This window comes from Pseudomonas sp. GW101-3H06, from assembly GCF_059424605.1.
On the sequence record NZ_JBWKZO010000001.1, the window covers coordinates 245,674 to 271,287 of the forward strand.

Below are 25,614 nucleotides of genomic sequence, written 5' to 3' on the forward strand. Positions count from 1 at the left end.
CAAAGGAGGCGGCGAGCTTAACATGTCAGCTCATCAAATTGACTGGTCCGCCCGCCCGTTGCACCGAACGGGCTTGCATCTGCGTGGCCCCATCAGTACAAAACGCGCTGAGCCGAACGCCAGCACTGCAATCATCGACCGTTCGCGCCGGCAAAAGCCTGAATCCTGAGGAAGTACCTGAATGAAAAAGTGGCAATGTGTAGTCTGCGGCCTGATTTACAACGAAGCCGAAGGCTGGCCGGATGACGGCATTGCGCCGGGCACCCTGTGGCAAGACGTGCCGGAAGACTGGCTGTGCCCGGACTGCGGTGTGGGCAAGATGGATTTTGAAATGATCGAAATCACCGCTTGAAAACTGAGGAGTAAGGAATGAACGCACCTGTCGTGATCGTCGGCACCGGCCTGGCTGGCTACAACCTGGCCCGGGAGTTTCGCAAACTCGATGGCGAAACCCCGCTGCTGCTGATTACCGCCGATGACGGGCGCTCCTACTCCAAGCCGATGCTCTCCACCGGTTTCGGCAAAAACAAAGACGCCGACGGCCTGAGCATGGCCGAACCGGGCGCGATGGCCGAACAGTTGAAGGCCGAAATACGCACCCACACCCGCATCAGCGGCATCGACCCGGGCCACAAACGCCTGTGGATCGGTGAAGAAGCGGTGTACTACCGCGACCTGATCCTGGCCTGGGGTGCTGAAACCGTGCGCGTGCCCATCGAAGGCGACGCGGCGGACTGCGTGTTCCCCATCAACGACCTGGAAGACTACGCACGCTTTCGCGCGGCAGCGGCCGGCAAACGTCGGGTGTTGTTGCTCGGCGCCGGCCTGATTGGCTGCGAGTTCGCCAACGACCTGAGCCTGGGCGGCTATGAGGTGCAACTGGTTGCACCGTGCGAACAGGTCATGCCGACCCTGCTGCACCCGGCCGCCGCCGCTGCGGTACAGACCGGGCTGGAAAGCCTCGGTGCACGCTTCCACCTGGGGCCGGTGCTCACTCGCCTGCAGAAGGTCACCGAGGGCCTGGAAGCGCACCTGTCCGACGGCCAGGTCATCCCGTGCGACGTCGTGGTCTCGGCCGTTGGCCTGCGCCCGCGCATCGACCTGGCGGCCGCTGCCGGTTTGCAGGTCAACCGTGGCGTTGTCGTCGACCGTCACCTGCAAACCTCCCACGCCAACATCTACGCCTTGGGCGACTGCGCCGAGGTCGATGGGCTGAACTTGCTGTACGTGATGCCCCTGATGAGCTGTGCGCGAGCGCTGGCCCAGACCCTCGCCGGCAACCCGATGACGGTCAACTATGGCCCGATGCCCATCACCGTCAAAACCCCGGTATGCCCCTTGGTGGTGTCCCCGCCGCCACGGGGTGCGGAAGGCGTCTGGACGGTCGAAGGGCAGGGCGCCGACATCAAAGTGTTATGCCGCGATGCCAGCGGAAAACTGCTGGGTTATGCCCTCACCGGCACGGCCGTGATGGAAAAATTGGCCCTGAACAAAGAGCTTCCGGCACTGCTGGCGTAAATACCGGTCGTTCTGTCGGAATCACCCCCAAAATGCCCTGAGAATGGCCACGCGGATACTGGCGCAGGGCTTCCGTGCGTGCCATCCTCACTCCCGTCTGCCGCAGAGTAGAGCATCTGCGGCGCTTTGGGCGCTGCTCCATAGAGAGCAGCACGGACATAACAACAAAAAACCGTCAAAGGGGCTTCACTAACATGCGTAAACCAGAACTCGCCGCAGCAATTGCTGAAAAAGCAGACCTCACCAAAGAGCAGGCCAACCGCGTCCTGAACGCCGTTCTCGAAGAAATCACCGGCGCCCTGCACCGCAAAGACAGCGTCACGCTGGTAGGCTTCGGCACCTTCCTGCAGCGCCACCGCGGCGCCCGCACCGGCAAAAACCCGCAAACCGGTGAGCCAGTAAAGATCAAGGCCAGCAACACCGTTGCGTTCAAGCCAGGTAAATCGTTGAAAGACAGCGTCAATCCGTAAGTCGTTTCCCTGACCCGTGTAGCGGGGGAGTGGAATAAAGAATGGGCACGCCAACCGAGGTTGGGTGCCCATTTTTTGATTAGCGATTTAATGCATCTAATCCATTGTGTGCGTTGCATATTTCATCAGTTTTTAAGTATCGCTAATGTCTCTATAACGGCCAGCAACACCATAGACGTTAGCGTTCCGATAATGCCCCATTGCAATTTAATAAGTTGCCGTCTGAGTGGCATGGGGAAGTTCTTCATGTCTTCCGCATCAAGAGTCCCCTGCTTCAAAAATATATTAGGAAAAGTCACAACGAAGGCAATTCCCCCCACCAGCTGCATTTTACCGTAAGGGCCGGAATTTCTGTGCGTGGCACTGGTTATGCTGGATCGGCTATTTTTGAAGTAGCTACATAACTGATCACCTTGGGTGTAGCCATAGTAGAGGGCAATCCCGATACAAATGAATAAACCCAGCAGCACCAAGCCACCCAAACTGCCAACAATCAGTTCTGCATTGCTCATTTTGTTGTCTCGTAAATTATGTTCCCAACCCCTTCACCAAGCATGCCGCCCAATTCGCTTCCTGCATATGAGCCAGTGCCCGCTACAACGATACTGCAAGCCAAAGTGCCTATGCCTCCTGTTGATATCCCCAATCCAATACAAAGTGCACCGACAACGGGTACAGTTAATATCAAACCAGCTCCTGCACCTCCGCCGACGCCACCAAAAAAACTTCCCGCCGCAGTAAACTTAACCCGTGCACACGCTTCGGTATTTCCCGCAGTACACACCTCCTGAACTTTCAAAGCAGACGCCCCACCGCCGATGGCAGTGCCCAGCCAACCGCCATATTTAACGTATTTAGAAGCCTTCGCCACACCCTCAAGGTGGGTGGCGTAACCTGGAATTTGCACGGTTGAACTGGCATCGGTCCAGAGGTGAACGAGGCTTTGACTGGAGATGCCCAGCATCTTTTTCAGATTGATGTGTTCAGGGAAGCCAATACCCTTGCGTGTCAGTGCTGTCATATGACTGTTGAGCTGTGCGAGCAGGCGCTGTCGTTCTGCAAAAAATGTCGGCGAGCGCAGGTGCCCATCGCGTTGGAGCGTCTTCTGCTGCAACGCTTCGATGTCCTTCAGGGCGTCGCCTACGTTATCCAGATTGTTTTTGAAAATGCTCGCGCCAACGCCGATTGCAGTCGAGCCATGGCCAAGGAAAGTCTGGATGGCGTCACGGTGTTGCACCATGAAATCCGCTTCTTCCGGGCTAAGCGTCTCAATAATCCGGTTGGTCTTGGCCGCTACGTCCATGAGCAAGGCTTCTTCGCGGGTGCATTGGTAATTATTGGGATCACCGAGCACGATCATCGAGCCCGCTTTTACATTGCGCAGGTAGGGGTTCAGCAGTTTGAATTTGCCCATTACTGCCGGGTCGCGCAGGGTGAAGAGGTTGGCCTCGAGTTGTTCACGGGTGGTGCTTTTGGGAACGATGTAAAAACCGGGGTCCTGGGGTGATGTATGGAGCGGTATTGGATTCGGATTGCTGCGCGCCGTTGCAAATGATGATGGCGTAGAGACCGAGTTGCTCGTGGCTCGTGCAGTCGGTTGTCTGACGGTCGGAGCGGCGTTTGGTGACGTACTCATTCTTGATACGTACGAGGCTGAGAATTCCGACGCGAGCAACGTTGCTCTGCAAGGGCAACCGCTGGAGCTGTGCAGCGTGCCGGCACGCAATCGTCCATTACTCTTCATGAAAGGAATGCCGCCCACAATCGTGTAGGTTTGGCCGTCCACGCCGCAGCTCACCGGGTCACCTTCGCACGCATGGGCGCGCTCATTCATGCGGCTTCTTGTATCGGCGTCCTTAACCTCGCCTCCACAGGTGGTCTTGTCGCCTAAGACGATGAAGTGTCCTTTAACCATGGTTGAACTCCCTGTTTCTTCGCGCCATCAAGCGCACTGTGGTTATCGGTGCGGTGCACCGACGCAGAGTTCAGTTGGCCTTAAACAGGTACTTGGGCAAAGACGCCATTTGAGGCGCCAGAGATCAAACCAGACGTGTCTTACACATGCGTCAGAAACAGGGACGGGGGTTGTGTAGGAATGGTTACTCCCACTGTGGCTTGGCCAAGAAAAACCCCGATCGGTGTCATCACCCATCGGGGTTTTTGCTGCTTCGCGGGTTAGAAGACCCGACTGTGTCGCTTGGCAATAATCGCCGCCATGTCCGGTTCATCCAGATGATCCAGCGCTCGCTCTACCAACAACTGCACCCCATCGGCCATGCGGCTGAGTGCCAAGGCTACGGAGCGACGCGAACCGTCGACATCATCGGCGAGGTCGGCGGCGATGGCGCTGATCGACAGCAGGTCTTCCGAGGCGTTGGCCAGGAGTGCTTCAGTGTTGATGTCCGGGCAGACACTGAAGAGTTGGCCGTTGCGTTTCGGTGGTTTCTTTTCGGTAGGCGGGAAGTGATGGTCGAGGGCGCGTTCGGCGGCTTCGTGGAGTTTCTTTGAATCGAGGTTTTCGTAGGGTGATACCGGATCTGTTTCTGGCGGATTTGGAGTGACCTTGAACATTGGCTCTATCCTCATATGAGTGAGGCTGCAACCAAGTCGCTACTAAACGATAGGGTGGCAGCTGTGCACAGGTTAGTAGACCGATGAGCCAAGAAATCGGCGCGCCGAAGCGCCCTGCGCACAGCCACCATCAAATGCAGGGATGGGATACCTGCTTGATGGAGATCTTGTGCGACTTGACTACGACGGGCTACTAAACCCGATCACTGATGGGCAGTGACGCGAATCAAGTTACCGAGCAGCCCCAAGGCGCACAAGCCGGCGGATTCTGGCGTACCTGTAGGCAACGGCGCAAGGTGTCGTAGCTTTCCTGAAGTAAATCTGACGACTCTTAAACATGGGGTTGTTGAGTAGGTGTTGATCAGTGGAGTACAGATCAAGAAGCATTCAGTGACATAGATCTCGTTGCTTTAACTACTATAAATTTTGTGAGGCATTGAACACTAAATAATGCGCAAGTAATTGCACTATAGAGATTGCTGTTTAATCAATATTCTCCAGTTTATTGCTGTCTTACACCGGGGAATGGCAAATCGCATGGAATACAGCGACTTTTCCTACATATTCGGCCTCAATTTCATAATAAGTTCTCCAGCCTTCAACGGATGACCTTTGCTTCGTGGGTTCGGTCGTACACTTTCCCAACATCCAAAGCCTGGCCTTTTCGTAATCCTGTCTACTTGCAAGCGTATTCTTGATGTGAGTTGTAAGTTTCTATGACATATTCAACTAAGCTATCGGCGCATTATCTCGAATTAGCCAAGTCACCAGTCTGCAACGGTAATTTTGCAGGGGAGGATGTTCGCTATTCGAGCGAATACGAAGCGTTGGAAAGTGAGTTGGATAAAGCTCGATCCATGCAGGAACGAGGGCAGATCGATTGGCTGAAAGTTCGCGAGAACTGCGAAGGCCTGCTGCGGACCCAGTCCAAGGATTTACGGGTTGGCGTCTGGCTGACATGGGCCTTGTACCAATGTGAGTCCTTCCAGGGACTGTTGGCCGGCCTCGGGTTGTTGCGTCACCTGTGTGAAAGTCACTGGACCGAGGTTTACCCGAAAAAATCCCGTACCCGTGCTGCCGCGATCAACTGGTTGGTGCCGCGTCTTGAAAAGGTGCTCACTGAAAACGTTGCGATCAAAGAGCAACTGCCCTTGTTCCATTGTTTTGTGGAGCACCTGGAAGGGCTTGATGCCATTTGCACCAAATGCTTGGGCGACGACGCACCTTTGTTGCTACCCATTTCCCGTCGCCTGAAAAGTCTGGTGCAACGCACAATCGAGCATCAATCGGCACCCAGCGTCGTTGAGTCCGCAGTGGCTCAGGTCAAACAGGTTGCCACGCAGCTATTCAACCCCTGCACACCCATTGATAACGAAAAAGATGCCCATAAAGCCTTGCGTGCCCAACAGGACAGTGCGAGGCCGCTGTGTGCCTGGTGGCTCAAACAAATGGCTACCGATCTGCGCGCATTACGTCTCAACCGTACGCTGCTCTGGCTACCTGTCGACACATTACCCGAGCGCAACGCCGAGCAGATCACCGCACTGCGCGGGTTACCCGTCGACAGGCTCCAACTCTTACAAGAGCACTACGATCAAGCCCGATACGCTGATTTGCTGGTGGAGCTGGAGTCCAGTCTGTCCAAGGCGCCGTTCTGGTTTGACGGTCAGCGGATGGTTTGGGAATGCCTTCAGGGATTGAACGCAGAGATGGCCATGCGTGAAGTGGAAATCCACTTTGCATTATTGATTCAGCGTCTGCCCGGCATCCTCGAGTTGCGCTTTCATGACGGCGTTCCATTCGCCGATCCGGCCACCCGTACATGGGTCAATGCCCAAGTCATGCCGCATTTGAAAAGTCCCCATGCACCTCGCTCTGCAGATGTCCTGGAGGCTTTACCTGCTTGGGAGCAAGCCTTGGAAGACGTTCAGCCGATCCTGCGCAAGAACGGCCTCAAGCCTGCGGTGCAGATTCTCAAGCAGGGATTGCTGAGCGCACACGGCGAGCGGGCGCGGTTTTTCTGGAAGTTCGCACTCGCACGCCTGTGCTTCATGGCCAGAAAGTTTGAATTGGCCAAGACTCAACTTGAAACCCTCGACCAGACGTTAAGGAACGCAGGCCTGCACGCCTGGGAGCCGGATCTTGCGTTGCAAGTGCTGCAGTTGCTGCACAGCTGCTGCGAGTCATTACCGCAGAACCACGCGGTGCGTGAATGCAAGGAAGAGATTTATCGCAGGCTGTGCCACCTCGATCTTGAAGTGGCACTCGACTAGGCCTCAGGGCCACAACCGTAAGGAGAATCGCCATGGCCAAAGAAGGCTCGGTAGCCCCCAAGGAACGCATAAACGTCACGTTCAAGCCCGCCACCGGTGGCGCTCAGGAAGAGATCGAACTGCCACTGAAACTGCTGGCGATCGGGGACTACACCCAACGCAAGGATGACCGGAAAGTTGAAGATCGCAAGCCGATCAACATCGACAAGTTGAACTTTGACGAAGTACTGGCCAAGCAGGAGCTGCAGGTGACCGTGAGTGTGCCAAATCGACTTCAGGATGACAGCGGTTCTGAAGAGTTGGTCGTGGATCTGCACGTCGACTCGATGAAGGATTTCAATCCGGCCAGCCTGGTCGAGCAGGTACCTGAACTGAAAAAACTGATGGAGCTGCGTAATGCGTTGGTCGCGCTCAAGGGGCCGCTCGGTAATACACCTGCGTTCCGCAAGGCCATTGAAGGGGTTTTGGCAGATGACGAATCCCGCAGTCGCGTACTGGTTGAGCTAGGGCTCAACACCGAAGCTCAACCCGCCTGAATCTGCCACCCGTCAAGGAAGCCAATAACGTGAAAACCAGTGCAGCGCAGCAACATGGCAACGAGAGTGAATGCAGCATTCTCGACAGCATCATTGCCCAGACCCGCCTCAGCCCTGACGACGAAGCCTACGACATTGCCAAACGTGGTGTGTCGGCGTTCATTGAGGAACTCATCAAGCCCCGGAATGATGGTGAGCCGGTCAAGAAAGCCATGGTTGATCGGATGATCGCCGAGATCGACAGCAAGCTCAGCCGCCAAATGGATGAAATCCTCCACCACCCTGACTTTCAGTCGCTGGAGTCCTCGTGGCGAGGTCTGCAGTTGTTGGTTGATCGCACCAACTTTCGCGAGAACATCAAGATCGAAATCCTCAGCGTCTCCAAAGAAGACCTGCTGGATGACTTCGAAGATTCGCCAGAGGTGATGCAGTCTGGCTTGTATAAGCACATTTACACTGCTGAATACGGCCAGTTCGGTGGCCAGCCGGTCGGAGCGATCATCGCTAATTATTTCATGTCGCCGAGCTCGCCGGATGTGAAGCTGATGCAGTACGTGTCCAGTGTCTCCTGCATGTCCCATGCGCCATTCATCGCAGCCGCCGGGCCAGGGTTTTTCGGCCTGGAGAGCTTTACCGGCCTGCCTGATCTGAAAGACCTGAAAGACCACTTCGACGGTCCGCAATTCGCCAAATGGCAGAGTTTCCGCCAATCGGAGGATGCGCGTTACATGGCGCTGACTGTTCCGCGTTTCCTGCTGCGCAATCCCTACGATCCGCAAGAGAACCCGGTGAAGTCGTTCGTCTACAAAGAAACCGTGACCAACAACCACGAGCACTACCTGTGGGGCAATACGGCTTACGCGTTCGGCACGCGATTGACTGAAAGCTTCGCCAAGTTCCGCTGGTGCCCGAATATCATTGGCCCGCAAAGCGGTGGCGCGGTTGAAGATCTGCCGTTGCACCACTTCGAAAGCATGGGCGAAATCGAAACCAAAATTCCGACCGAAGTGCTGGTGTCCGATCGCCGTGAATACGAGCTGGCGGAGGAAGGGTTTATCGCCCTGACGATGCGCAAAAGTAGCGATAACGCAGCTTTCTTTTCTGCCAGTTCAGTGCAGAAGTCAAAACACTTCGGCATCAGCGCCGAAGGCAAGGTTGCAGAACTGAACTACAAGCTCGGCACTCAATTGCCATACATGATGATCGTCAATCGCCTGGCCCACTATTTGAAGGTATTGCAGCGCGAACAGCTGGGTTCGTGGAAGGAACGTACTGACCTCGAGCAGGAGCTCAATAAATGGATTCGTCAGTACGTAGCCGATCAGGAAAACCCGAGTGCTGAAGTCCGTGGTCGTCGACCACTGCGCTCAGCGCAGATCATTGTCAGCGATGTCGACGGGGAACCGGGCTGGTATCGCGTCAGCCTCAACGTACGCCCGCACTTCAAGTACATGGGGGCCGATTTCACTCTGTCTCTGGTTGGCAAGCTGGACAAAGAATAAGAGAAGCTGACTCATGACTGGATATGGCAGCCTCTTCGAACGCCTGGGCGGAGATGTGGAAGAACGTATTGGCTGGAGTCGCGAGAACTCTGCCATGGCGTCTGTGGCTGCCCATCTGGCCAAGATGCTAAGTACCCGTATGGGCAGCGTGCAGACATTGCCCGACTACGGATTACCAGATCTCAATGACATGCGCCTGAGTCTGCACGACTCCCTGAGTCAGGCGTGTCTGGCCATTGAACACTTCATTGAGGCCTACGAACCACGTCTAAGCAACGTCCAGGTTTCTCCTGGAGTGCGGGATGACGATTGGCTTCGGCTGTCCTTCGCCATTAAAGGTCTGTTGGAAATCGACGGCTTCAAACGGCAGATCAGTTTTACGGCATGTCTGGATGGCAGCGGACAGGTCAAGGTCAGCCAGTGAAAGACGGAGTTTTCCATGTCCTTTAACCACTACTACCAAAGCGAACTCACCGCGCTGCGCCAGTTGGGCCGTCGTTTCGCCGAGCGTAGTCCGGCATTGGCACCTTTCCTGGGCCAGCCCGGACGTGACCCGGATGTGGAGCGATTGCTTGAAGGGTTCGCGTTCTTGACCGGGCGTCTGCGGCAGAAGCTTGACGACGAATTGCCAGAGCTGAGCCAATCGTTGATGCGGTTACTGTGGCCCAACTATATGCGGCCGCTGCCGGCGTTCAGTATTTTGCAGTTCGCAGCATTAACGCGTTCGGAGCCGGCATTTGTGGTTGAGCGCGACACACCGGTGGAAAGTGTGCCGATCGATGGTGTGCGTTGCCGTTTCCGCACGTGCTACTCGACCGAAGTCTCAGCACTGAATCTTGTCGGGCTGAATTATTCGGCCAAAGGCGATGGTTCGCTTTTGAGCTTGCGGCTGGAGATGAGCACTGACGGCCATTTTGGTGAGCTGGCCTTGAATCGTCTGCGCCTGCACTTCACGGGTGAGCGTTATATCAGCCAGATGCTTTACCTGAGCCTGTTGCGCCATTTGCATGGCATCGAATTAGTCCCGTTGGATGGCGCTGGCAAGCCACTTGTTGATGTGAGCGAGATGCAGATGGCACTCCGGTTATCTGGCAATCATGTGCAACCGGTAGGTTTTGCCGAAGAAGACGCATTGGTGCCTTACCCGTTGAATACCTTCCGCGGTTATCGCTACCTGCAGGAATATTTCGCTTTCCAGGACAAGTTCCTGTTTGTCGATATCAATGGATTCGATCTGCTCAAGTCTTTAGCCGAAGACCGCATGAAGCAGATGCGAGGTTTGGAGTTGCGCTTTGATATTCGCAAGAGTGCATTGCAGCAACTGTGTCCGACCCTGGACAACATAAAGCTCCACTGCACACCGATTGTAAATCTGTTCACACACGACGCGCTGCCAGTGCGTCTGGACGGCAAACAAGATGAGCACTTGCTCCTGCCAGCCGAGTACGACCCGCAACACTGCGGGGTGTTTTCGGTTGAAAGCGTCACCGGATGGAGAGCTGGGGGGCTGGGTAATCGGGACTATGTGCCGTTCGAATCCTTCGAGCACGATCCGAGTTTTGATGTGCCGGTCAGCCGCCCGCACTACAGCGTTCGCCAGCGTTCATCCTTGCTTCACGACGGCCTTGATACCTATCTGAGTTTCGGCGTTCAACATTGCGAAGTACAGGAAACGCTCTCGGTCGAGCTGATGTGCACCAACCAAAACCTGCCGCGCAAGTTAAAGCCCGGTGACATCAACCAGCCTTGTAGGCAGACGCCGGAGTTCCTGCGTTTTCGCAACATCACTTCGGTCACATCATGTTTTGCGCCGCCGCTCAATCAGGACTTCCTCTGGAAGCTGATAAGCAATATGTCGCTCAACTATCTGTCCCTCGCCGACGTCAATGCTCTGAAGCTGATTCTCGAAACCTACGACCTGCCACGCTACTACGACCAACAGGCTGAGAAAGTCAGCAAGAGGCTGCTCGGCGGGCTGAAGTCGATCAAGCATCAGCACGTCGACAGATTGCACCGTGGATTACCGGTACGAGGCTTGCGCACCGAATTGGTCATCGACCCTCAGGGGTATATCGGTGAGGGCGATTTGTTCGTGTTCGCTTCGGTACTCAACGAGTTTTTCGCACTTTACGCCAGCCTCAATTCGTATCACGAGCTGCGGGTAATCAGCACACAAGGAGAGGTCTATCAATGGACACCGCGCATGGGGCTTCAGCCCTTGCTCTAAGCGGGCTGAGCCGGGCAATTAGAGAATATTCACTGTTTCAGGCTGTGCGGCTGGTGATTAATCGGTTGCGCGAGATGTATCCGCATCTGAGCGAAGACCAACTGTATGACCAGCTGGAGTTCCAGGCTAATCCGAGCCTTGGTTTTCCCGGTAGCGACGTGGACCGTGTGGAGTTCTTTGAAGAGCACGGGCAGATGCGCGCGCGGTTGCGATTCAACCTGATAAGTCTGGTCGGTTCCGGTTCACCGCTGCCTGCATTTTATGCCGAACAAGCCTTGAGGGACGGCGAAGAGGGTAACCCGACCCGCGATTTTCTCGATCTGTTTCATCACCGATTGCAACGGCTGATGTGGCCGATCTGGCGCAAGTACCGATATCACGCGGGCTTTCAGAGTGGTGCCCTCGATTCTTTTTCTTCGCAACTGTTTGCCCTGATAGGTCTTGGTGGTGAAGAGATTCGCAAAGCCCGGGAGTTGAATTGGAAGCGCTTGCTGCCGTACCTCGGTTTGCTCAGTCAGCGAGCGCACTCGGCAACCTTGATCGAGGCAGTACTACGTTACTACTTCAAGCACGCCGAGCTCACCATCGAGCAATGCATCGAGCGTCGCGTTTCGATTCAAGACGAGCAACGCAATGGCCTCGGGCGCAGCAACAGCAAACTTGGTGAAGACCTGGTACTGGGCGAGCACGTTCGCGATCGAAGCGGCAAATTCCGGATTCATATTCGCAAACTCGACTGGCAACGCTTTCATGAATTCCTGCCGGTCGGTTTCGGCTATCAGCCGTTGTGTGCATTGGTGCGATTCACCCTGCGTGATCCGCTCGACTACGACATTCGACTGGTTCTGTGTCAGGAAGAGATTCGCGATTTGCGCATCGGTGCGCTGAATGTCTGCCATTTGGGTTGGACCAGTTGGTTGGGCCGCGAACGCGCCGATGGTGTGGTGACACTAAGCAGTAAAAACTCATTAAGGATGTGAGCAATGATCAACGTGGACCTGCAACAGCTTATTCAAGCGCTTGACGCCGAAAGCCGTCATGACCTGGAAAGCTCTGCCGAGCGCTGCATCGCCCGTGGTGGCAGTAAAGTTCTCGTCGAGGATTTTCTGCTGGCGTTATTGGAGCGGCCGCAAGGTTTGCTAGCCCGAGCCCTGCAAGACGCTGAAGTAGATGCCGGTGAGTTGGCGGCCGCGTTGACATTGCGCGTCGAGCACACCGCCTCGCAGAGCCCTGTGTTTGCACTGGAATTGGTCCAATGGCTGCAGGATGCCTTACTGCTGGCAACAGTCGAGTTGGGTGAGCGCGTGATCGGGCAGGCCGCACTGATCCTCTCATTGTTGTGCAATCCGCTGCGCTACGCCGGTAGTCATTACCAGTTGATCCTCGCGAGGTTGAACATTGAGCGAATCAAAGAGTTCGCCCTATCACGGATTGAGTCACCCGCCACCGGCAACCCGGCTCAATCTGCTGAATCCCTGCTGGAACGCTTCACTCACAACCTGACTCAACAAGCCCGTGACGGCAAATTGGACCCGGTGTTGTGCCGCGATATTGCGATCCGTCAGATGGTCGATATTCTCGCCCGTCGTCGCAAGAACAATCCGATCGTGGTCGGCGAAGCGGGCGTGGGGAAAACGGCCCTTGTCGAAGGTCTGGCATTGCGCATCGCTGCTGGTGAAGTGCCGCCAGCGTTGAAAGGTGTTGAGTTGTTATCCCTGGACATGGGGCTATTACAGGCTGGCGCCAGCATCAAAGGTGAGTTCGAACGGCGCCTCAAGGGTGTAATTGACGAAATCAAGGACAGGTCAAAGCCGGTGATCCTGTTCATCGACGAAGCTCATGCGCTGATCGGTGCGGGAAGCAGTGCTGGCGGTTCCGACGCGGCCAATCTGCTCAAGCCGGCGTTGGCTCGTGGCGAGTTGCGAACCATCGCCGCCACGACCTGGACGGAGTACAAGAAATACTTCGAAAAAGACTCGGCCCTGGTCCGACGTTTTCATCCCGTGCAGTTGCATGAACCAACTATCAGCGAAGCCGTGACGATCCTTCGCGGGCTGGCTCCGGTGTATGAGAAGAGCCACGGCATTTACCTTCGTGATGACGCTGTGGTGGCAGCGGCTGAACTGTCTGCTCGCTACCTGACCGGTCGTCAATTACCGGACAAAGCCGTGGATGTTCTCGACACGGCATGTGCCCGTGTGCGTATCAGCCTGGCTGCGGCTCCGCAAAGTCTGGAGCATTTGCGTGGTGAACTGGCTGAAGGTGTCCGCCAGTGTCAGGCCATGTGTCGGGACGCCGAGGCGGGATTGCAGATTGATCATAAAGCGCTGACCGTCCTGCAAGAACGCCTCGTCCTGGTTGAACACGAAAGGGCTGAACTGGAATCAGTGTGGGCCGTGCAAAAGGAACTGGCTGAACGTCTGCTGGAGCTGCGTCAGCAACTGGCAAGGGCCCGGGAAGACGCTGTCACTAGAACAGCCGTAACCGAGGAACAGGCACCAGACATTGAAGTTCTGGGAATTGCACTCAACGAAGTCTATCGCGCCTTGATCGATGCGCAAGCCAGACAACGCCTGGTGAGCTTTGAAGTGTGCCCGCGTCTGGTGGCTGAAGTCATTAGTGCCTGGACGGGAGTGCCATTGGCTCAACTGGCCCTTGAGCACAACGCCAGGATAGCCAGTTTTGCTACTGACCTTCGCAATCGTATTCGTGGTCAGGAACAAGCCATCGAGGTACTGGATCGCTCGATGCGCGCGACGGCCGCCGGCCTGAACAATCCTGAAGCGCCGGTGGGCGTATTTCTGCTGGTCGGCCCGAGTGGCGTCGGCAAAACCGAAACCGCGCTGGCGCTGGCGGACTTGTTGTATGGCGGTGATCGTTTTATCACCACCATCAACATGTCGGAGTTCCAGGAAAAGCACACCGTCTCTCGCTTGATCGGAGCGCCCCCCGGTTATGTCGGTTATGGGGAGGGTGGCATGCTTACCGAAGCTGTGCGTCAGAAGCCGTACTCCGTTGTATTGCTTGATGAGGTCGAAAAGGCCGACCCGGACGTACTCAACCTGTTCTACCAAATCTTTGACAAAGGCTTGGCCAACGATGGCGAAGGGCGCCAGATCGACTTTCGAAACACGCTCATTCTGATGACCTCCAACCTGGGTAGCGAGCGGATCAGCGAACTGTGCAAAAGCGTTGCACGGCCACCCTTGCAGGAGCTCGAAGCCTCCATTCGCCCGATTCTCATCCAACACTTCAAGCCGGCACTGCTGGCCCGTATGCGCGTAGTGCCGTATTACCCGGTCAGTGGGTCTGTGCTCCGTGAGCTGATCGAGGTCAAGCTTGGCCGCTTGAGAGAGCGCTTGCATCGTCGTCAGCTGGACTTCGGCTATTGCCAGAACCTTGTCGATCACTTGGCCGGGCTTTGCACGCAAAGCGACAGCGGTGCCCGTCTGATTGACCCGTTGCTGGACCGGCATGTGATGCCCCAGGTGGCTGACCGCTTGCTTGATGCAATGGCAACCGGTGAACACTTCACGCGCGTTCTTGCGACGCTGGATGCTGATGCCGGCGTTATCTGCGAGTTCGCTTGAGATGGGGGTAATGCTCGCTCAAACACCTCAACCGCTGGCATATGCCGAAGCCTTGCTGGATCAATTCGTCAGTTTGTCACAGGCGGCGGACAGCGCTGTATTGCTGGGAGACTTTCTTCGCGCAGTGACGCAACTGAGTGATTGCGAGCTGGCGCAATTGTATCTGCTTGACGCAAACCACGGCTGCCTGGAACTGAACTCCGAACACTTGAACGGTATTTTGCAGCCTCGGGACCCGGCGGACATCCCGGTGGATTTCCACGATGCGCAGCTGTTGCAATACGCCCTGCGCCAGAACCGCGTGATGTGCCTCGACTCCTTGAGTGACAGCTTGTACGAGACCAGTTTTTTGCCGCTCCAGAGCAAACCATGGAGATCATTGTTGTGTGTGCCTCTGCTAAATCGGCAAAAGGGCGTTGAGGGTTTAGTGCTCTGTGCCAGCCGCCGACATGTTGATCTGCAGGGGCTCGCCGAGTCACTGGGTCAATTGGGCTCGTTTGTGCTTGGCCAGCTGCAACTGTTGCAACGGCTGCGTCGACCGTCTGGCAATACACGATGTGCATCAGTCAGCGTCCCAAATGCCAGTGGCTATGGACTGGTCGGCAATAGTCCGGCCATGCGCCGAACCTATTTGCTGATCAGCAAGGTCATGCATAGTCCTTACACCGTGTTGTTGCGCGGCGAGACGGGTACTGGCAAGGAAGTGGTTGCGCGGGCGATTCACAATGGAGGCCCTCGGCGTTCTCGGCCACTTATCGTGCAGAACTGCGCGGCATTCGCCGAGAACCTCCTGGAAAGTGAACTGTTCGGCTACAGAAAGGGCGCCTTCACCGGTGCCGACCGCGATCGCGCCGGACTGTTCGATGCGGCAAATGGCGGCACCCTGTTCCTGGATGAAATCGGCGATATGCCATTGTCTCTGCAAGCCAGGTTGTTGAGGGTTTTGCAGGAGGGAGAGGTCCGGCCCCTGGGCAGTAACGATACCCACAAGATCGACGTGCGCATTATCGCGGCGACCCACCGTGATCTGGCGTTGCTGGTCAGGGAAGGAAAATTCCGTGAGGACTTGTACTACCGTCTCGCGCAGTTTCCAATCGAACTACCGGCCCTGCGTCAACGTGCAGGTGACATCCTCGATCTGGCCCGGCATTTCGCTGAAAAGGCTTGCACCTTCCTGCAACGCGATAGCGTGCATTGGTCTGAGGCGGCGCTGAGTCATCTGGCGGCTTATGCCTTTCCCGGCAATGTGCGAGAACTCAAAGGACTCGTCGAGCGTGCGGTGTTGCTGTGCGAGGGCGACGAGTTGCTGGTCGGGCACTTTTCTCTGCCTATGGATTCGATTACGCAAGACAGCAGCCTGCACTTGCGCCAGCGCCTTGTGCAGGTCGAACGCAGTCTGGTCATCGATTGTCTGCGAAAAAACAACGGTAATCAGACGCTTGCTGCCCGGGAGCTCGGGTTGCCACGCCGTACGCTGTTGTATCGCCTCGCACGTTTGAACATAAAGCCAGGTGACCTCGATGGTTGATCGTCTGGTTATGAATGATCGGTTCCCTGCGTCCGTTCAACCTGCTCCAACCTCTTTTGTCTTTCGGAGACCTCGCATGCCTGTTCGTCACTGGCAGGCCGCTTTGCTGGCGCTCGTCGTTTTATGCGGCGTTGGCGGCTGTGGCGGTAATTACAAGTTCAATGACAGCACCTATCGCCCCTTGGGTGATCCACAGGCGGCCAATCGCGGCAAGTAAATACAGGGAGCACCACCATGGAACTGGTTTTAGAAATGCTGAACAACAAACAGTTCGTGCCGACCGATTTGTGCCAGAAAACGTTCACACAGTCTGGTGGATTGATCGGTCGGGGCGAGGATTGCGACTGGGTTATTCCCGACCGTAAACGTCACCTTTCCAGCCACCACGCAATGATCAGCTATCACGAGGGCGTGTTTTACCTGACCGATATCAGCAGCAACGGTATCCTGGACCAAGTCAGTGGTACCCCACTCATGAAGGGGGAAGCGATGCGTATCGAGGCCGGCAGCATTTACGCGCTGGGCGACTTCGAGATCCGCGCGCGACTGAGCCATGACTCTGGATTCTTAGGCGCCGAAGCCTGCCGTCCGACCAGGACTGGCAACATCATTCCTGACGATGTGTTCCTTGACCTCGATCCGTTGAGCGCCATTGATCAGCTGGAGCGTTCTTGCTGCGAGCTCGAGGAGCTGAGTGACTTCGATGCGCCGTTTCAAGCACCCATGCAACGCGCCGACTATGCGCGCATCGACATGGAAAATCTGACGGTACCGCAGTTGATTGATATTCCGTCGGAACCCGCACCAGTCAGGCCCGAAGTAACCGAGCCTCAGCGTGAGGATTTCTGGGAGCGCTTCGGTGCCACACTGGGAGTGGATCTCAAGGGCCTCGACTCTGTCGCCCGCGAAGCAGTTGCGCTCAATGTCGCACGATTGCTCAAGCAAAGCGTCTGCGGCTTACAGCAAAGCCTGCGCACCCGTAGCGAGCTGAAAAACGAGTTGCGGCTTGCCCAGACGACCCAGCAAGGGTTACCCATAAACCCGCTGAAGATCGGCGTTGGTGCAGGTGAGGCGCTGGGGATGCTGTTAGCCAATAAACCAGGTCAATTATCGGCTGAGCAAGCACTCTCCCGCGTTTTCCGTGATCTACAGGCGCACCAAGTCGCCTTGTTGGCCGGCAGTCGCGCGGCGCTTCGAGGCACTCTGGAACATCTCTCACCCCAACAGCTGACCTTGCGTTTCGAGCGCGACAACAAGTCGCTGATCGCTACTTCCGGCAGCCGCTGGAAAGCCTATGGCCGTTACCACCAGGCCCTGCTACAGGATGACGACTGGAGCGAGCGTTTGCTGACGAGAGACTTCGCCGTGGCCTATGAAGAGCAGATTCGCCTGATCTCCACCCTCCATTCTGACCTCCAGGGATGATGCATATGTCGCGCCGTTGGACTGTTTCAATCAATGCGCTGACCGGTCTCGCGGCGCTGCTTGTGCTGACGGGGTGCTCGGTGTTATCGCCGTATTCCGCTATGACCAAGCTCAATCTGAAGCTGACCGCCAGTGATCAACTGAATCCGGATCTCCATGGGCGTCCATCTCCGATAGTCGTGCGCCTGCTGGAGCTGAAGCACCCTGTTGCGTTTGAGAACGCCGACTTCTTCAGCCTTTACGAGCGTGCGACGACGTCTCTGATGCCGGATCTTGTGACCAGTGAAGAGCTACAGCTGCGGCCCGGGGAAACTGTAGAACTCAAGCTCAGCGTGCAAGGAGAAAGTCGCTTCGTCGGCATCCTCGCTGCTTACCGTGACCTGCCTGAATCCAGGTGGCGCTTCACCGTGCCACTCACATCAGGGGACATTAACAACTCGGACCTCAAGCTGGACCATGCCGGTATTCGCAGCAGCAATGAAACTCTCGCCAAGGCAGGTGATTGACCATGCATACCCATAAAGTCATGTGGCAGGAGGGCATGCTGCTGCGTCCGCAGCACTTGCAGCACAGCGATCGCTACCACGACCATCAGTTGAAAGCCCGAACACAACTGGCAGGCAGTTACATCTGGGGTCTCCTGAACCTGGAAATCGATCCGCAGTTTCTCAAGATGGGGAAAGTGGTTATCAACTGTGCCTCGGGGATCCTGCCGGATGGCAGTCTCTTCGAAGTGGGAGGCAGCACCAGACCGCTCATCCTGGACATACCGGCCAACACCGGCAATTCACCCATCTATCTGGCGTTGCCGCTAGTGACCGGCAACCATGTCGAATCACGCCGTCCGGAGCAAAACGACGTACTGGCGCGTTACATCGCCTATGAAGTTGAGATCGCCGACTCCAATGCGCAAGACGGTTGCACCGGCACGGTGAGTTGCGGCCGTCCGGACTTCCGCCTAATGCTAGGCGAACAGCAAAACGATCAGGCCTTTGTGAAGCTGAAAGTCTGCGAAGTCCTCGACACCACTCCCGATGGTGTGATCACACTCGCTCCGGATTTCGTGGCGACGTACCTGCAGGTCCACTCGTCCAGCTATCTGCTCTCTTGTCTGAAAGAGGTCATCAGCATGCTCGGCCATCGGGGGGACGCCATTGCCGAGCGGATTCGCTCCAATGGCAAGGTGGGGGGCGCGGAAGTGGGCGATTTCATGATGCTGCAATTGATCAACCGCACCGAACCACTGTTGCGTCATTACCTCACCAAAGAGCAGCTTCATCCTCAAGAGCTGTACTGCACACTGCTGACCCTGCTGGGCGAACTGGCCACTTTCTCCAGCGAAAGCAAGCGCCCAGGTCTGGACAGTCGCTATGAGCACAGTGACCAAGGCACAAGCTTCCGCAAACTCATGGAGGCGATTCGTCAGGTTCTATCGATGGTGCTGGAACAGCATGCTGTCGAGTTGCCGATGCAGGCGCGTCAGTACGGAATCATTGTTTCGCCGTTGCACGACCATAAACTACTGGGCTCGGCCTCGTTCGTACTCGCCGCCAGTGCTCAATGCGATAGCGAAGAACTGCGCCATCGATTGCCGGCACACCTCAAGGTCGGTCCGGTGGAAAGCATCCGTCAACTGGTCAATCTTCATCTGCCGGGTATCAAAGTCAGGCCATTACCGGTAGCCCCGCGTCAGATCGCGTTCCACGCCAACAAAACCTATTTCATCCTCGAACTCAGTTCCGAAGACCAGACGCAACTCGAGCGCTCTGGCGGCTTCGCGTTCCATGTCTCCGGTGAATTCGCCGAGCTCGAACTGAAATTCTGGGCCATCAGGAACTGAGCAACATGATCAAGAACATGGACCATCATCAGGACGACAAAACTGTGCTGCTCGATCGTTTGGGTCATGGACCGGCGCAGATAAACCTGACCGATTCCACCGCCCCACCGCATTTCGAACAGTTGGAAGCGCGCATGATTTACGCCGCTCGGCAGCGGCCGGCACATAGTTTCAGCATGAGTCTCAACTCGTTGGTGGCGGCGGCATCCGGTCTGCTATCGGAAGTGGTGCAGCTCAAGCAGACCGCCGCCGGTGAAGACTTGCCAACCCTTAACCAACGGTTGAGTACCGCGCTGGGAGACTTCGTGAATAACGCGCTGCACAAAGGTGTCGAAAGTGGCCAGGTATCAACTGCACGTTACGTACTTTGCACAGTTGTTGACGAGGCGGTGGCGACCTCTGCGTGGGGTAAGGAAGGCGAGTGGTCGAAAATGAGCCTTTTGAGCACATTTCACAATGAGACGTCAGGTGGTGAACGATTCTTCCAGCTCCTTGATCGTTTATCAAAAAACCCGGTCAAGCACTTGCCGATGCTGGAGCTGATGTATTTGTGTCTGGCTCTTGGGTTCGAGGGCAAATACCGAGTTCAGTCGCGAGGCCATCAGGAGCTGGAAAATCTCCGTGATGCACTCTATCGGCAGATTCACCAGTTGCACGTAGATGTTCCGCATGAACTTTCACAGCACCGCAAAGGCGTTGGTGAAGGCCAGCGGCGCGGTCTGATGCGGATAGTGCCGTGGTGGACGGTGGCGCTGATTACCGGGGTGTGCCTGATAGTTATGTACTCAGGGTTTGCCTGGGTATTGTTTGAGCAGCGTGCTTCGGTTTTAAAGCCGTTCCAGCAAATTGACCAAACAGCGGTTCATTCGCAGTCGCACCCATTGAAGGGGCGCTGGTGATGATCACGCTCTTCAGAAGAACCGGCCCTTTCCTGATAAAGACGTGGATCTGGAGCCTGTTGTTGGTGTTGTTTGTCGCACTGCTGGTGTGGCGCATCGGACCGCTGTTGGCAGTGGATGATTATAGGTTCTGGGAAAGTCCCACCTCGCGTCTGCTGAGCATCAGCGTGTTGTTCCTGGTCTGGGGCCTGACCATGGTTTTCGTCAATTGGCGCGCCGGTATACGCCAGCAGATCCTGGAAAGCTCCGAAGACGCCCGGGCAAGTCTTTTCCGTGATCAACAGATCAATCAGGAATGCACAGAGCTGAAGGTGCGCTTCAAGAGTGCCCTTCACACCCTCAGGACTTCGAACCTCTATCGCGGGCGTCGTGAATTGCCGTGGTACTTGCTGATCGGTCCTCAGGGCAGTGGCAAAACCAGTTTACTGGAGCGTTCAGGCCTGGAGTTTCCGCTCAATTCGTTCGACCGCACGCTGACTCGCGATTTGCTCAGTACAGAGTATTGCGATTGGTACTTCACTGAGAACGGTGTGCTGCTCGAGACGGCCGGCCGCTACTTGACTCAGTCAAACGTTGAAGTCGACGCCAGTGGCTGGAGCTCTTTACTCGGCCTTTTGCATAAACGATGTCGCAGCAGACCGCTCAATGGTGTGATGGTGATGCTCCCGGTGCAAACCTTGTTCAGCCATGACCATGAGAGTTTGGAGGTTTTGGCGAAACACGTGCGTTCACGTTTGCAAGAGATACAGCAAAGGCTGCACGTCGACCTTCCGATCTACCTGGTGTTAAGCAAAACGGATGATCAGCCGGGCTTTCAGGAGTTTTTCGATCGCCTGACCCGGGAGGAAAAGGAGCAGGTGCTGGGCGCCAGTCTGAGTGAAACGTCGCTGGCGTCTGAGGCTACCGCGGTACGCATCGAATTCGAAGCAATGCTACAGCGCCTCAACAGCCAGGTGATTATGCGCATGCATCAAGAGCGCGACCCTCTGCGTCGAGGCCGCATTCTCGATTTTCCGCATCAATTGGGTCAGGTTGGTGAAGGGCTGTGCAAATTCGTCGAAAAGACATTTAGCAGTAGCCGTAATCCTCACATGGGCCAATTACGCGGTTTCTACCTCACCAGTGCCACTTACTCAAGCAAGCCGCAGAATCAACCAACTGACGCCGGTGGAGGGCTGAATCAGGGGGCTGCGCCGGTCCCGCATGCCGGGCACTCGCGGTTTATCCACCATTTGTTCAGTCGAACCATCTTTTCCGAGTCCGGTCTTGCCGAGCTGGATAAGCGTGAGCGCAACCGTCTTTCCTGGATGCAGCGCACGCTGTATGTGGGGGCGCTGACTGCATTGAGCTTGTTTGGTTTTTTATGGGCCAGCAGCTTCTCGGCCAACCATGAGCGCTTGGATAACCTTCGCGCTCTTGCGCAGACCTGGATTCAACAGCGTTCGACCCTGACGGCAGAGGATGAATGGCTGCCAGCGCTCGAGTCCCTCGACACCAGCTACGCGGCAACTCAGGTGTTCCCTGACAAACGCGATGTCTCCTACCACGAGCGCGGGGGCTTGTACCAAGGTGTAGAGGTAAATACGGTGATCAGAAGTGCCTACGAGCGCGAACTTGAAGCGCTCCTTCTGCCGCGGCTCGCGACGCTGCTGGAAGGGCAGATCCGCACCAACATGAAAGACCGCGAGCTTTTGCTCAACGGCCTGCGTGCATACCTGATGTTGAGCAACCAGGATCGCCGCGACGTGGCATGGCTTAAGGAATGGGTTGCCACTGATTGGTCCGTGCGATACGCGGGCAACACTTCAGTGCAAAACCGCGTGAACACCCATGTTGATCATTTGCTCGCGTTACCCTTCAGCTACCCCCTCAATGATTCACTAGTGGCCCAGGCACGTCAGAGCTTGCTCAGCGAATCCCTGGCCAACGTGGTTTACCGAATACTCCGCGAGCAGGCTCGCATTCTCCCGGAGTACCGTTTGAGTCAGCATCTGGGGCCACAGGGGGCACTATTGGTTGGCACCGATCACGTGATCCCCGGCTTTTACACCCGGCAGGGTTATCAGCAGTATTTCTCGGTCCGGGGCGCTGCGCTGGTCACCGACATTTTGCGCGACAACTGGGTGCTGGGTGAGGTGTCGAACATCAGCAACATGGACTTGCGGCGCTTGATGGTCGAGCTGGAGCAATTGTATTTCCGTGACTACGCCAATGCATGGGGCGATGCGATGGGGAGGGTTGCTTTACAGCCCATCAACCACGCCGTCGAAGGGGCAGAGCAGCTGGCCGGCCTGACATCTGCCAACTCGCCCGTGATGCAACTGCTCGTGCAGGTGCGTGAAAACACTCATTTCCCGGTGGTCACCGATGCTGTAGATGACGTAGCGACAGCCGCACAAATATTGGTAGAGAAGAATGGGGAGGTTGGAAAACTCGCCGTCGCCACGTTAGAAAAAGCATCAGGCGCCTTGGGCAGTAGTCTGCCGGACACCGCGAGAAAGGCCCTGCAACGTCGCTTTGAACCTCTCCACCGGTTACTGGATGAAAATAACGGCCCGAGCGCCGACCTGACCCCTGTTATGCACGCGCTCAATGAGCTGCAACTGCAATTGTCGAGTCTGGCTCGTGCCAGCTCACCTGATCAGGCGGCGTATGATCTGGCCAAGGCCCGTATGGCTAACCAGCGTGATGCGCTGAGTCAATTGCGCATGGCCTCAGGTCGCTTGCCGCGACCAGTCGGTGCCTGGTTCAACGTGCTGGCCGAAGATGCCTGGCGTCTGGTGCTTGGCGACGCCTATCAGTACCTGAATCAGCGCTATCAAAGTGAGTTGTACAGTTTCTATGGCAAGGCGATCTACAAGCGTTATCCATTCAGTGCGCATAGTGCCAGCGACGTGGCGCTCAGCGATTTCCGCGAGTTTTTCAAGACTCAAGGCATCGTTGACCGCTTCTTCGACAACTACATGCGCCCATTTGTCAGCGGCGGCCCGGGTAACTACCGTTTGCGCAGTATTGATGGTCAAAATCTGCCCGTGTCTCGGATTTACCTCGATCAGATGGCTTCAGCACACATCATTCGCCAGAGTTTCTTCGCCGAGAACTCAGCCGAGCCGCACGTGCCGTTTAAGCTGGAGCCGTACACCCTCGATCCGAGCGTCAGCCGTTCCGAGTTCCGCTTTGGAGATACGGCCATGGAATATCGCCACGGGCCAATCGTAGCGGCTTCATTCAAATGGCCAAATGATGCCGAAGATGGCCGCACCAGCCTGGTACTCGAGAGAATGACCGAGCGTCCGATCGGTATCGAGAAGAACAGCGGTCCATGGTCGCTGTTCCGTCTGTTGGACCTGATGCAGACCGAATACCTGATCGGTCGTGATGTGCTCGTGCTCAAAGCCGATGTGGGTGGCCTGCGCGCCAACTACTTGCTGACGAGTCAACGTGCGCCGAATCCGTTCGATATGGGTGTACTGCGCACGTTCCGCATGCCGGTGCAGCTCTGATGTCGATGATCAGTCCCTGGCGAAGTGCTGCGCGTACCGATGTCGGGAAGGTCAGGGGGTGCAATGAGGATGCCTTTCTCGATTGTCCGCAGCAGGGGCTTTGGGTGGTCGCCGATGGCATGGGAGGACATCAAGGGGGCGACATTGCCAGCCAGATGATCGTTACCAGCCTGGCGGAGATGCCGCTGCAAAAAAACTTCGATGATCGACTCAGAAGTGTGAGTCAGTGCCTGCATTGGCTCAATCGTCGTTTGGGCCAAGAGTTGACCCTAATGGCCGGGCATCAGGACAGCATCGTCGGCAGCACCGTGGTAGTGCTGCTTGTGGATGGCAGTCGTGCGGCGTGTATCTGGGCTGGCGACAGCCGCTGTTATTTGTGGCGCGACCAACGCTTGTATCAGCTGACCAAGGACCATTCGCTGATGCAGCAACTGATCGACCAGCAGCAGATGTGCGCCGGACAGGCCAGCATTCAACCGCATGCCGGAGCATTGACCCGCGCAGTAGGGGCAAGCGAACAGCTGACGCTCGAGGTACTGGAATTGATGGTGTATCCCGGAGACTCGTTTTTGCTGTGCAGTGATGGTTTGTATCAAGCCTTGAGCAGCAACGCACTGGGCAGCGCCCTGAGTCTGAATACACCAACGCAAGTGATGGAGCGCTTGTTCGATAGCGCCTTGAGCGGTCCGGCGCGGGATAACTTGACGGGTGTGGTGATCCGCCAATGAGTGAGCCAGTACCAACACCTGAGAAACTACCGATCTGCGAAGGGGCGGCCACCGATCTGACCTATTTTGCTTTCGCCAAACCTGCCACCGCATCCCATGACGTCATCTTGCCTCAAGCCGCTGCCGTCGAATTGCCTGAGGTGCTGTCGGGACGTTACCGCATTGAGCGGTTGCTCGGTGCCGGTGGTATGGGTGTGGTGTATCGCGCACGGGATTTGTTGCACGAACAGTTCGGTGATCGTGAGCCATACGTTGCGCTGAAAATGCTCGGTGAAGACCTCGTCGATTCCCCGGACGCCAGCGCCTTGCTCTACAGTGAGTTTGCCCTCACCCAACATTTGCACCATCCGAATGTGCTGCGCTTGAACAGTTTTGACGTGGACACAGGTTGCCAACGAGCCTTCTTCACAATGGAGCTGATGCGCGGCTTGACCCTAGATAAACTGCTCTGCGAAAGGCCTCTTGGAATATCGTGGCCAGAATTGCGCGATGTCGCGCTCCCGCTGCTCGATGCATTGGCCCATGTTCACAGCCGTGGTGTGCTGCACGGCGATCTAAAACCGAGCAACGTAATGGTCAGCGAAGAAGGCGTTCGGCTGTTTGATTTCGGTCTGGGCCGAGCCGATGAAAGCATCATTCCGGGGCTGCCCAAGCTGAGTCGCGACCGATTCAATGCCTGGACACCGAGTTATGCGGCCCCTGAGTTGCTTGAAGACCAGCCGCTGTCCGTCTCTTCGGACATTTATGCCGTGGCTTGTGTGCTGTATGAGTTGGCGGGAGGCAAGCACCCATTCCACCGTTGGTCTTCAACCCGCGCGCGGGATGAGCATCTTGACCGTGAATTGCGAGCCCCCCGGTATTTGCCGAAACACTGTTGGCCCGCACTACGAAAGGCCCTGAGTTTCGATGCAGCCCAACGCACTATCACGGCCCGGGAGCTGTATGGCGCTTTCAACAAGCAATCGTGGTTGCGACGCTGGGTCGCACGTTGAGCTGGTCGATCA

At 56.3% G+C, this 25,614-nt stretch carries 22 protein-coding genes; 19 read left to right on the plus strand and 3 right to left on the minus strand.

Going from position 1 to position 25,614, the window contains the following annotated elements:
- Window positions 1-181 precede the first annotated feature (181 nt).
- The 3 genes from AC07ZE_RS01170 (at window position 182) to AC07ZE_RS01180 (ending at window position 1,988) form a co-directional block, all read left to right on the plus strand.
- Window positions 182-352: a rubredoxin gene (locus tag AC07ZE_RS01170; RefSeq protein ID WP_095194616.1), complete on the plus strand. Its 171-nt coding sequence runs from the start codon at window positions 182-184 to the stop codon at window positions 350-352.
- 17 nt (window positions 353-369) lie between these two features.
- Complete coding sequence (locus tag AC07ZE_RS01175) at window positions 370-1,518, plus strand: NAD(P)/FAD-dependent oxidoreductase (protein ID WP_207260173.1); 1,149 nt, start codon at window positions 370-372, stop codon at window positions 1,516-1,518.
- Window positions 1,519-1,712: 194 nt separating this feature from the next.
- Window positions 1,713-1,988: an HU family DNA-binding protein gene (locus AC07ZE_RS01180; RefSeq protein WP_003213368.1), complete on the plus strand. Its 276-nt coding sequence runs from the start codon at window positions 1,713-1,715 to the stop codon at window positions 1,986-1,988.
- 125 nt (window positions 1,989-2,113) lie between these two features.
- Here AC07ZE_RS01180 and AC07ZE_RS01185 read toward each other — a convergent pair whose 3' ends face one another.
- The 3 genes from AC07ZE_RS01185 to AC07ZE_RS01195 form a co-directional block, all read right to left on the minus strand.
- Complete coding sequence (locus AC07ZE_RS01185; protein ID WP_207260174.1) at window positions 2,114-2,500, minus strand: hypothetical protein; 387 nt, start codon at window positions 2,498-2,500, stop codon at window positions 2,114-2,116.
- Entirely contained in the window at window positions 2,497-3,903 is a 1,407-nt protein-coding gene (locus AC07ZE_RS01190; RefSeq protein WP_207260175.1) for a PAAR domain-containing protein, read from the minus strand. The genes AC07ZE_RS01185 and AC07ZE_RS01190 overlap by 4 nt, the downstream gene beginning before the upstream one ends.
- Before the next feature lie 260 nt (window positions 3,904-4,163).
- Window positions 4,164-4,559, minus strand: coding sequence for a DUF6124 family protein (locus AC07ZE_RS01195; RefSeq protein ID WP_207260176.1), 396 nt, complete (start codon window positions 4,557-4,559; stop codon window positions 4,164-4,166).
- A gap of 716 nt (window positions 4,560-5,275) precedes the next feature.
- On the opposite strand from AC07ZE_RS01195, the gene tssA reads away from it, so the two are divergent.
- The 16 genes from tssA (at window position 5,276) to AC07ZE_RS01275 (ending at window position 25,602) form a co-directional block, all read left to right on the plus strand.
- Window positions 5,276-6,832, plus strand: coding sequence for a type VI secretion system protein TssA (tssA, locus tag AC07ZE_RS01200; protein WP_207260179.1), 1,557 nt, complete (start codon window positions 5,276-5,278; stop codon window positions 6,830-6,832).
- A 32-nt stretch (window positions 6,833-6,864) separates the two neighbouring features.
- Window positions 6,865-7,368 (plus strand): type VI secretion system contractile sheath small subunit, encoded by a 504-nt coding sequence (gene tssB, locus AC07ZE_RS01205; protein ID WP_207260183.1) that lies wholly within the window; start codon window positions 6,865-6,867, stop codon window positions 7,366-7,368.
- A 29-nt stretch (window positions 7,369-7,397) separates the two neighbouring features.
- Window positions 7,398-8,870 carry a type VI secretion system contractile sheath large subunit gene (gene tssC / locus AC07ZE_RS01210; protein ID WP_207260185.1) on the plus strand — a complete coding sequence of 491 codons (1,473 nt, stop codon included), beginning with the start codon at window positions 7,398-7,400 and terminating at the stop codon, window positions 8,868-8,870.
- A 13-nt stretch (window positions 8,871-8,883) separates the two neighbouring features.
- Complete coding sequence (tssE, locus tag AC07ZE_RS01215) at window positions 8,884-9,294, plus strand: type VI secretion system baseplate subunit TssE (protein ID WP_207260188.1); 411 nt, start codon at window positions 8,884-8,886, stop codon at window positions 9,292-9,294.
- A 15-nt stretch (window positions 9,295-9,309) separates the two neighbouring features.
- Window positions 9,310-11,097, plus strand: coding sequence for a type VI secretion system baseplate subunit TssF (gene tssF / locus AC07ZE_RS01220; RefSeq protein ID WP_207260193.1), 1,788 nt, complete (start codon window positions 9,310-9,312; stop codon window positions 11,095-11,097).
- The gene (gene tssG, locus AC07ZE_RS01225) at window positions 11,061-12,077 is read left to right on the plus strand and encodes a type VI secretion system baseplate subunit TssG (RefSeq protein WP_207260196.1); all 1,017 of its coding nucleotides are present in this window, start codon (window positions 11,061-11,063) and stop codon (window positions 12,075-12,077) included. Before tssF ends, tssG begins: the two co-directional genes overlap by 37 nt.
- Window positions 12,078-12,080: 3 nt before the next feature.
- Complete coding sequence (gene tssH, locus AC07ZE_RS01230) at window positions 12,081-14,687, plus strand: type VI secretion system ATPase TssH (RefSeq protein ID WP_207260202.1); 2,607 nt, start codon at window positions 12,081-12,083, stop codon at window positions 14,685-14,687.
- A gap of 10 nt (window positions 14,688-14,697) precedes the next feature.
- Window positions 14,698-16,215, plus strand: a complete 1,518-nt coding sequence (locus AC07ZE_RS01235) for a sigma-54 interaction domain-containing protein (RefSeq protein WP_207260205.1) — start codon at window positions 14,698-14,700, stop codon at window positions 16,213-16,215.
- A gap of 76 nt (window positions 16,216-16,291) precedes the next feature.
- Window positions 16,292-16,432, plus strand: coding sequence for a type VI secretion protein (locus AC07ZE_RS01240; protein WP_207260207.1), 141 nt, complete (start codon window positions 16,292-16,294; stop codon window positions 16,430-16,432).
- A 17-nt stretch (window positions 16,433-16,449) separates the two neighbouring features.
- Window positions 16,450-17,640 (plus strand): type VI secretion system-associated FHA domain protein TagH, encoded by a 1,191-nt coding sequence (gene tagH, locus AC07ZE_RS01245; protein WP_207260212.1) that lies wholly within the window; start codon window positions 16,450-16,452, stop codon window positions 17,638-17,640.
- 5 nt (window positions 17,641-17,645) lie between these two features.
- Entirely contained in the window at window positions 17,646-18,146 is a 501-nt protein-coding gene (tssJ, locus tag AC07ZE_RS01250; protein WP_259331922.1) for a type VI secretion system lipoprotein TssJ, read from the plus strand.
- A 2-nt stretch (window positions 18,147-18,148) separates the two neighbouring features.
- Complete coding sequence (tssK, locus tag AC07ZE_RS01255) at window positions 18,149-19,480, plus strand: type VI secretion system baseplate subunit TssK (RefSeq protein WP_207260216.1); 1,332 nt, start codon at window positions 18,149-18,151, stop codon at window positions 19,478-19,480.
- A gap of 5 nt (window positions 19,481-19,485) precedes the next feature.
- On the plus strand, window positions 19,486-20,379 hold the full coding sequence (gene icmH / locus AC07ZE_RS01260; RefSeq protein WP_207260219.1) for a type IVB secretion system protein IcmH/DotU: 894 nt from the start codon (window positions 19,486-19,488) through the stop codon (window positions 20,377-20,379).
- Window positions 20,379-23,882: a type VI secretion system membrane subunit TssM gene (tssM, locus tag AC07ZE_RS01265; RefSeq protein ID WP_207260225.1), complete on the plus strand. Its 3,504-nt coding sequence runs from the start codon at window positions 20,379-20,381 to the stop codon at window positions 23,880-23,882. Before icmH ends, tssM begins: the two co-directional genes overlap by 1 nt.
- Complete coding sequence (locus AC07ZE_RS01270; RefSeq protein ID WP_207260226.1) at window positions 23,882-24,610, plus strand: PP2C family protein-serine/threonine phosphatase; 729 nt, start codon at window positions 23,882-23,884, stop codon at window positions 24,608-24,610. The genes tssM and AC07ZE_RS01270 overlap by 1 nt, the downstream gene beginning before the upstream one ends.
- Window positions 24,607-25,602, plus strand: coding sequence for a serine/threonine-protein kinase (locus AC07ZE_RS01275; protein WP_207260227.1), 996 nt, complete (start codon window positions 24,607-24,609; stop codon window positions 25,600-25,602). Before AC07ZE_RS01270 ends, AC07ZE_RS01275 begins: the two co-directional genes overlap by 4 nt.
- Window positions 25,603-25,614 lie beyond the last annotated feature (12 nt).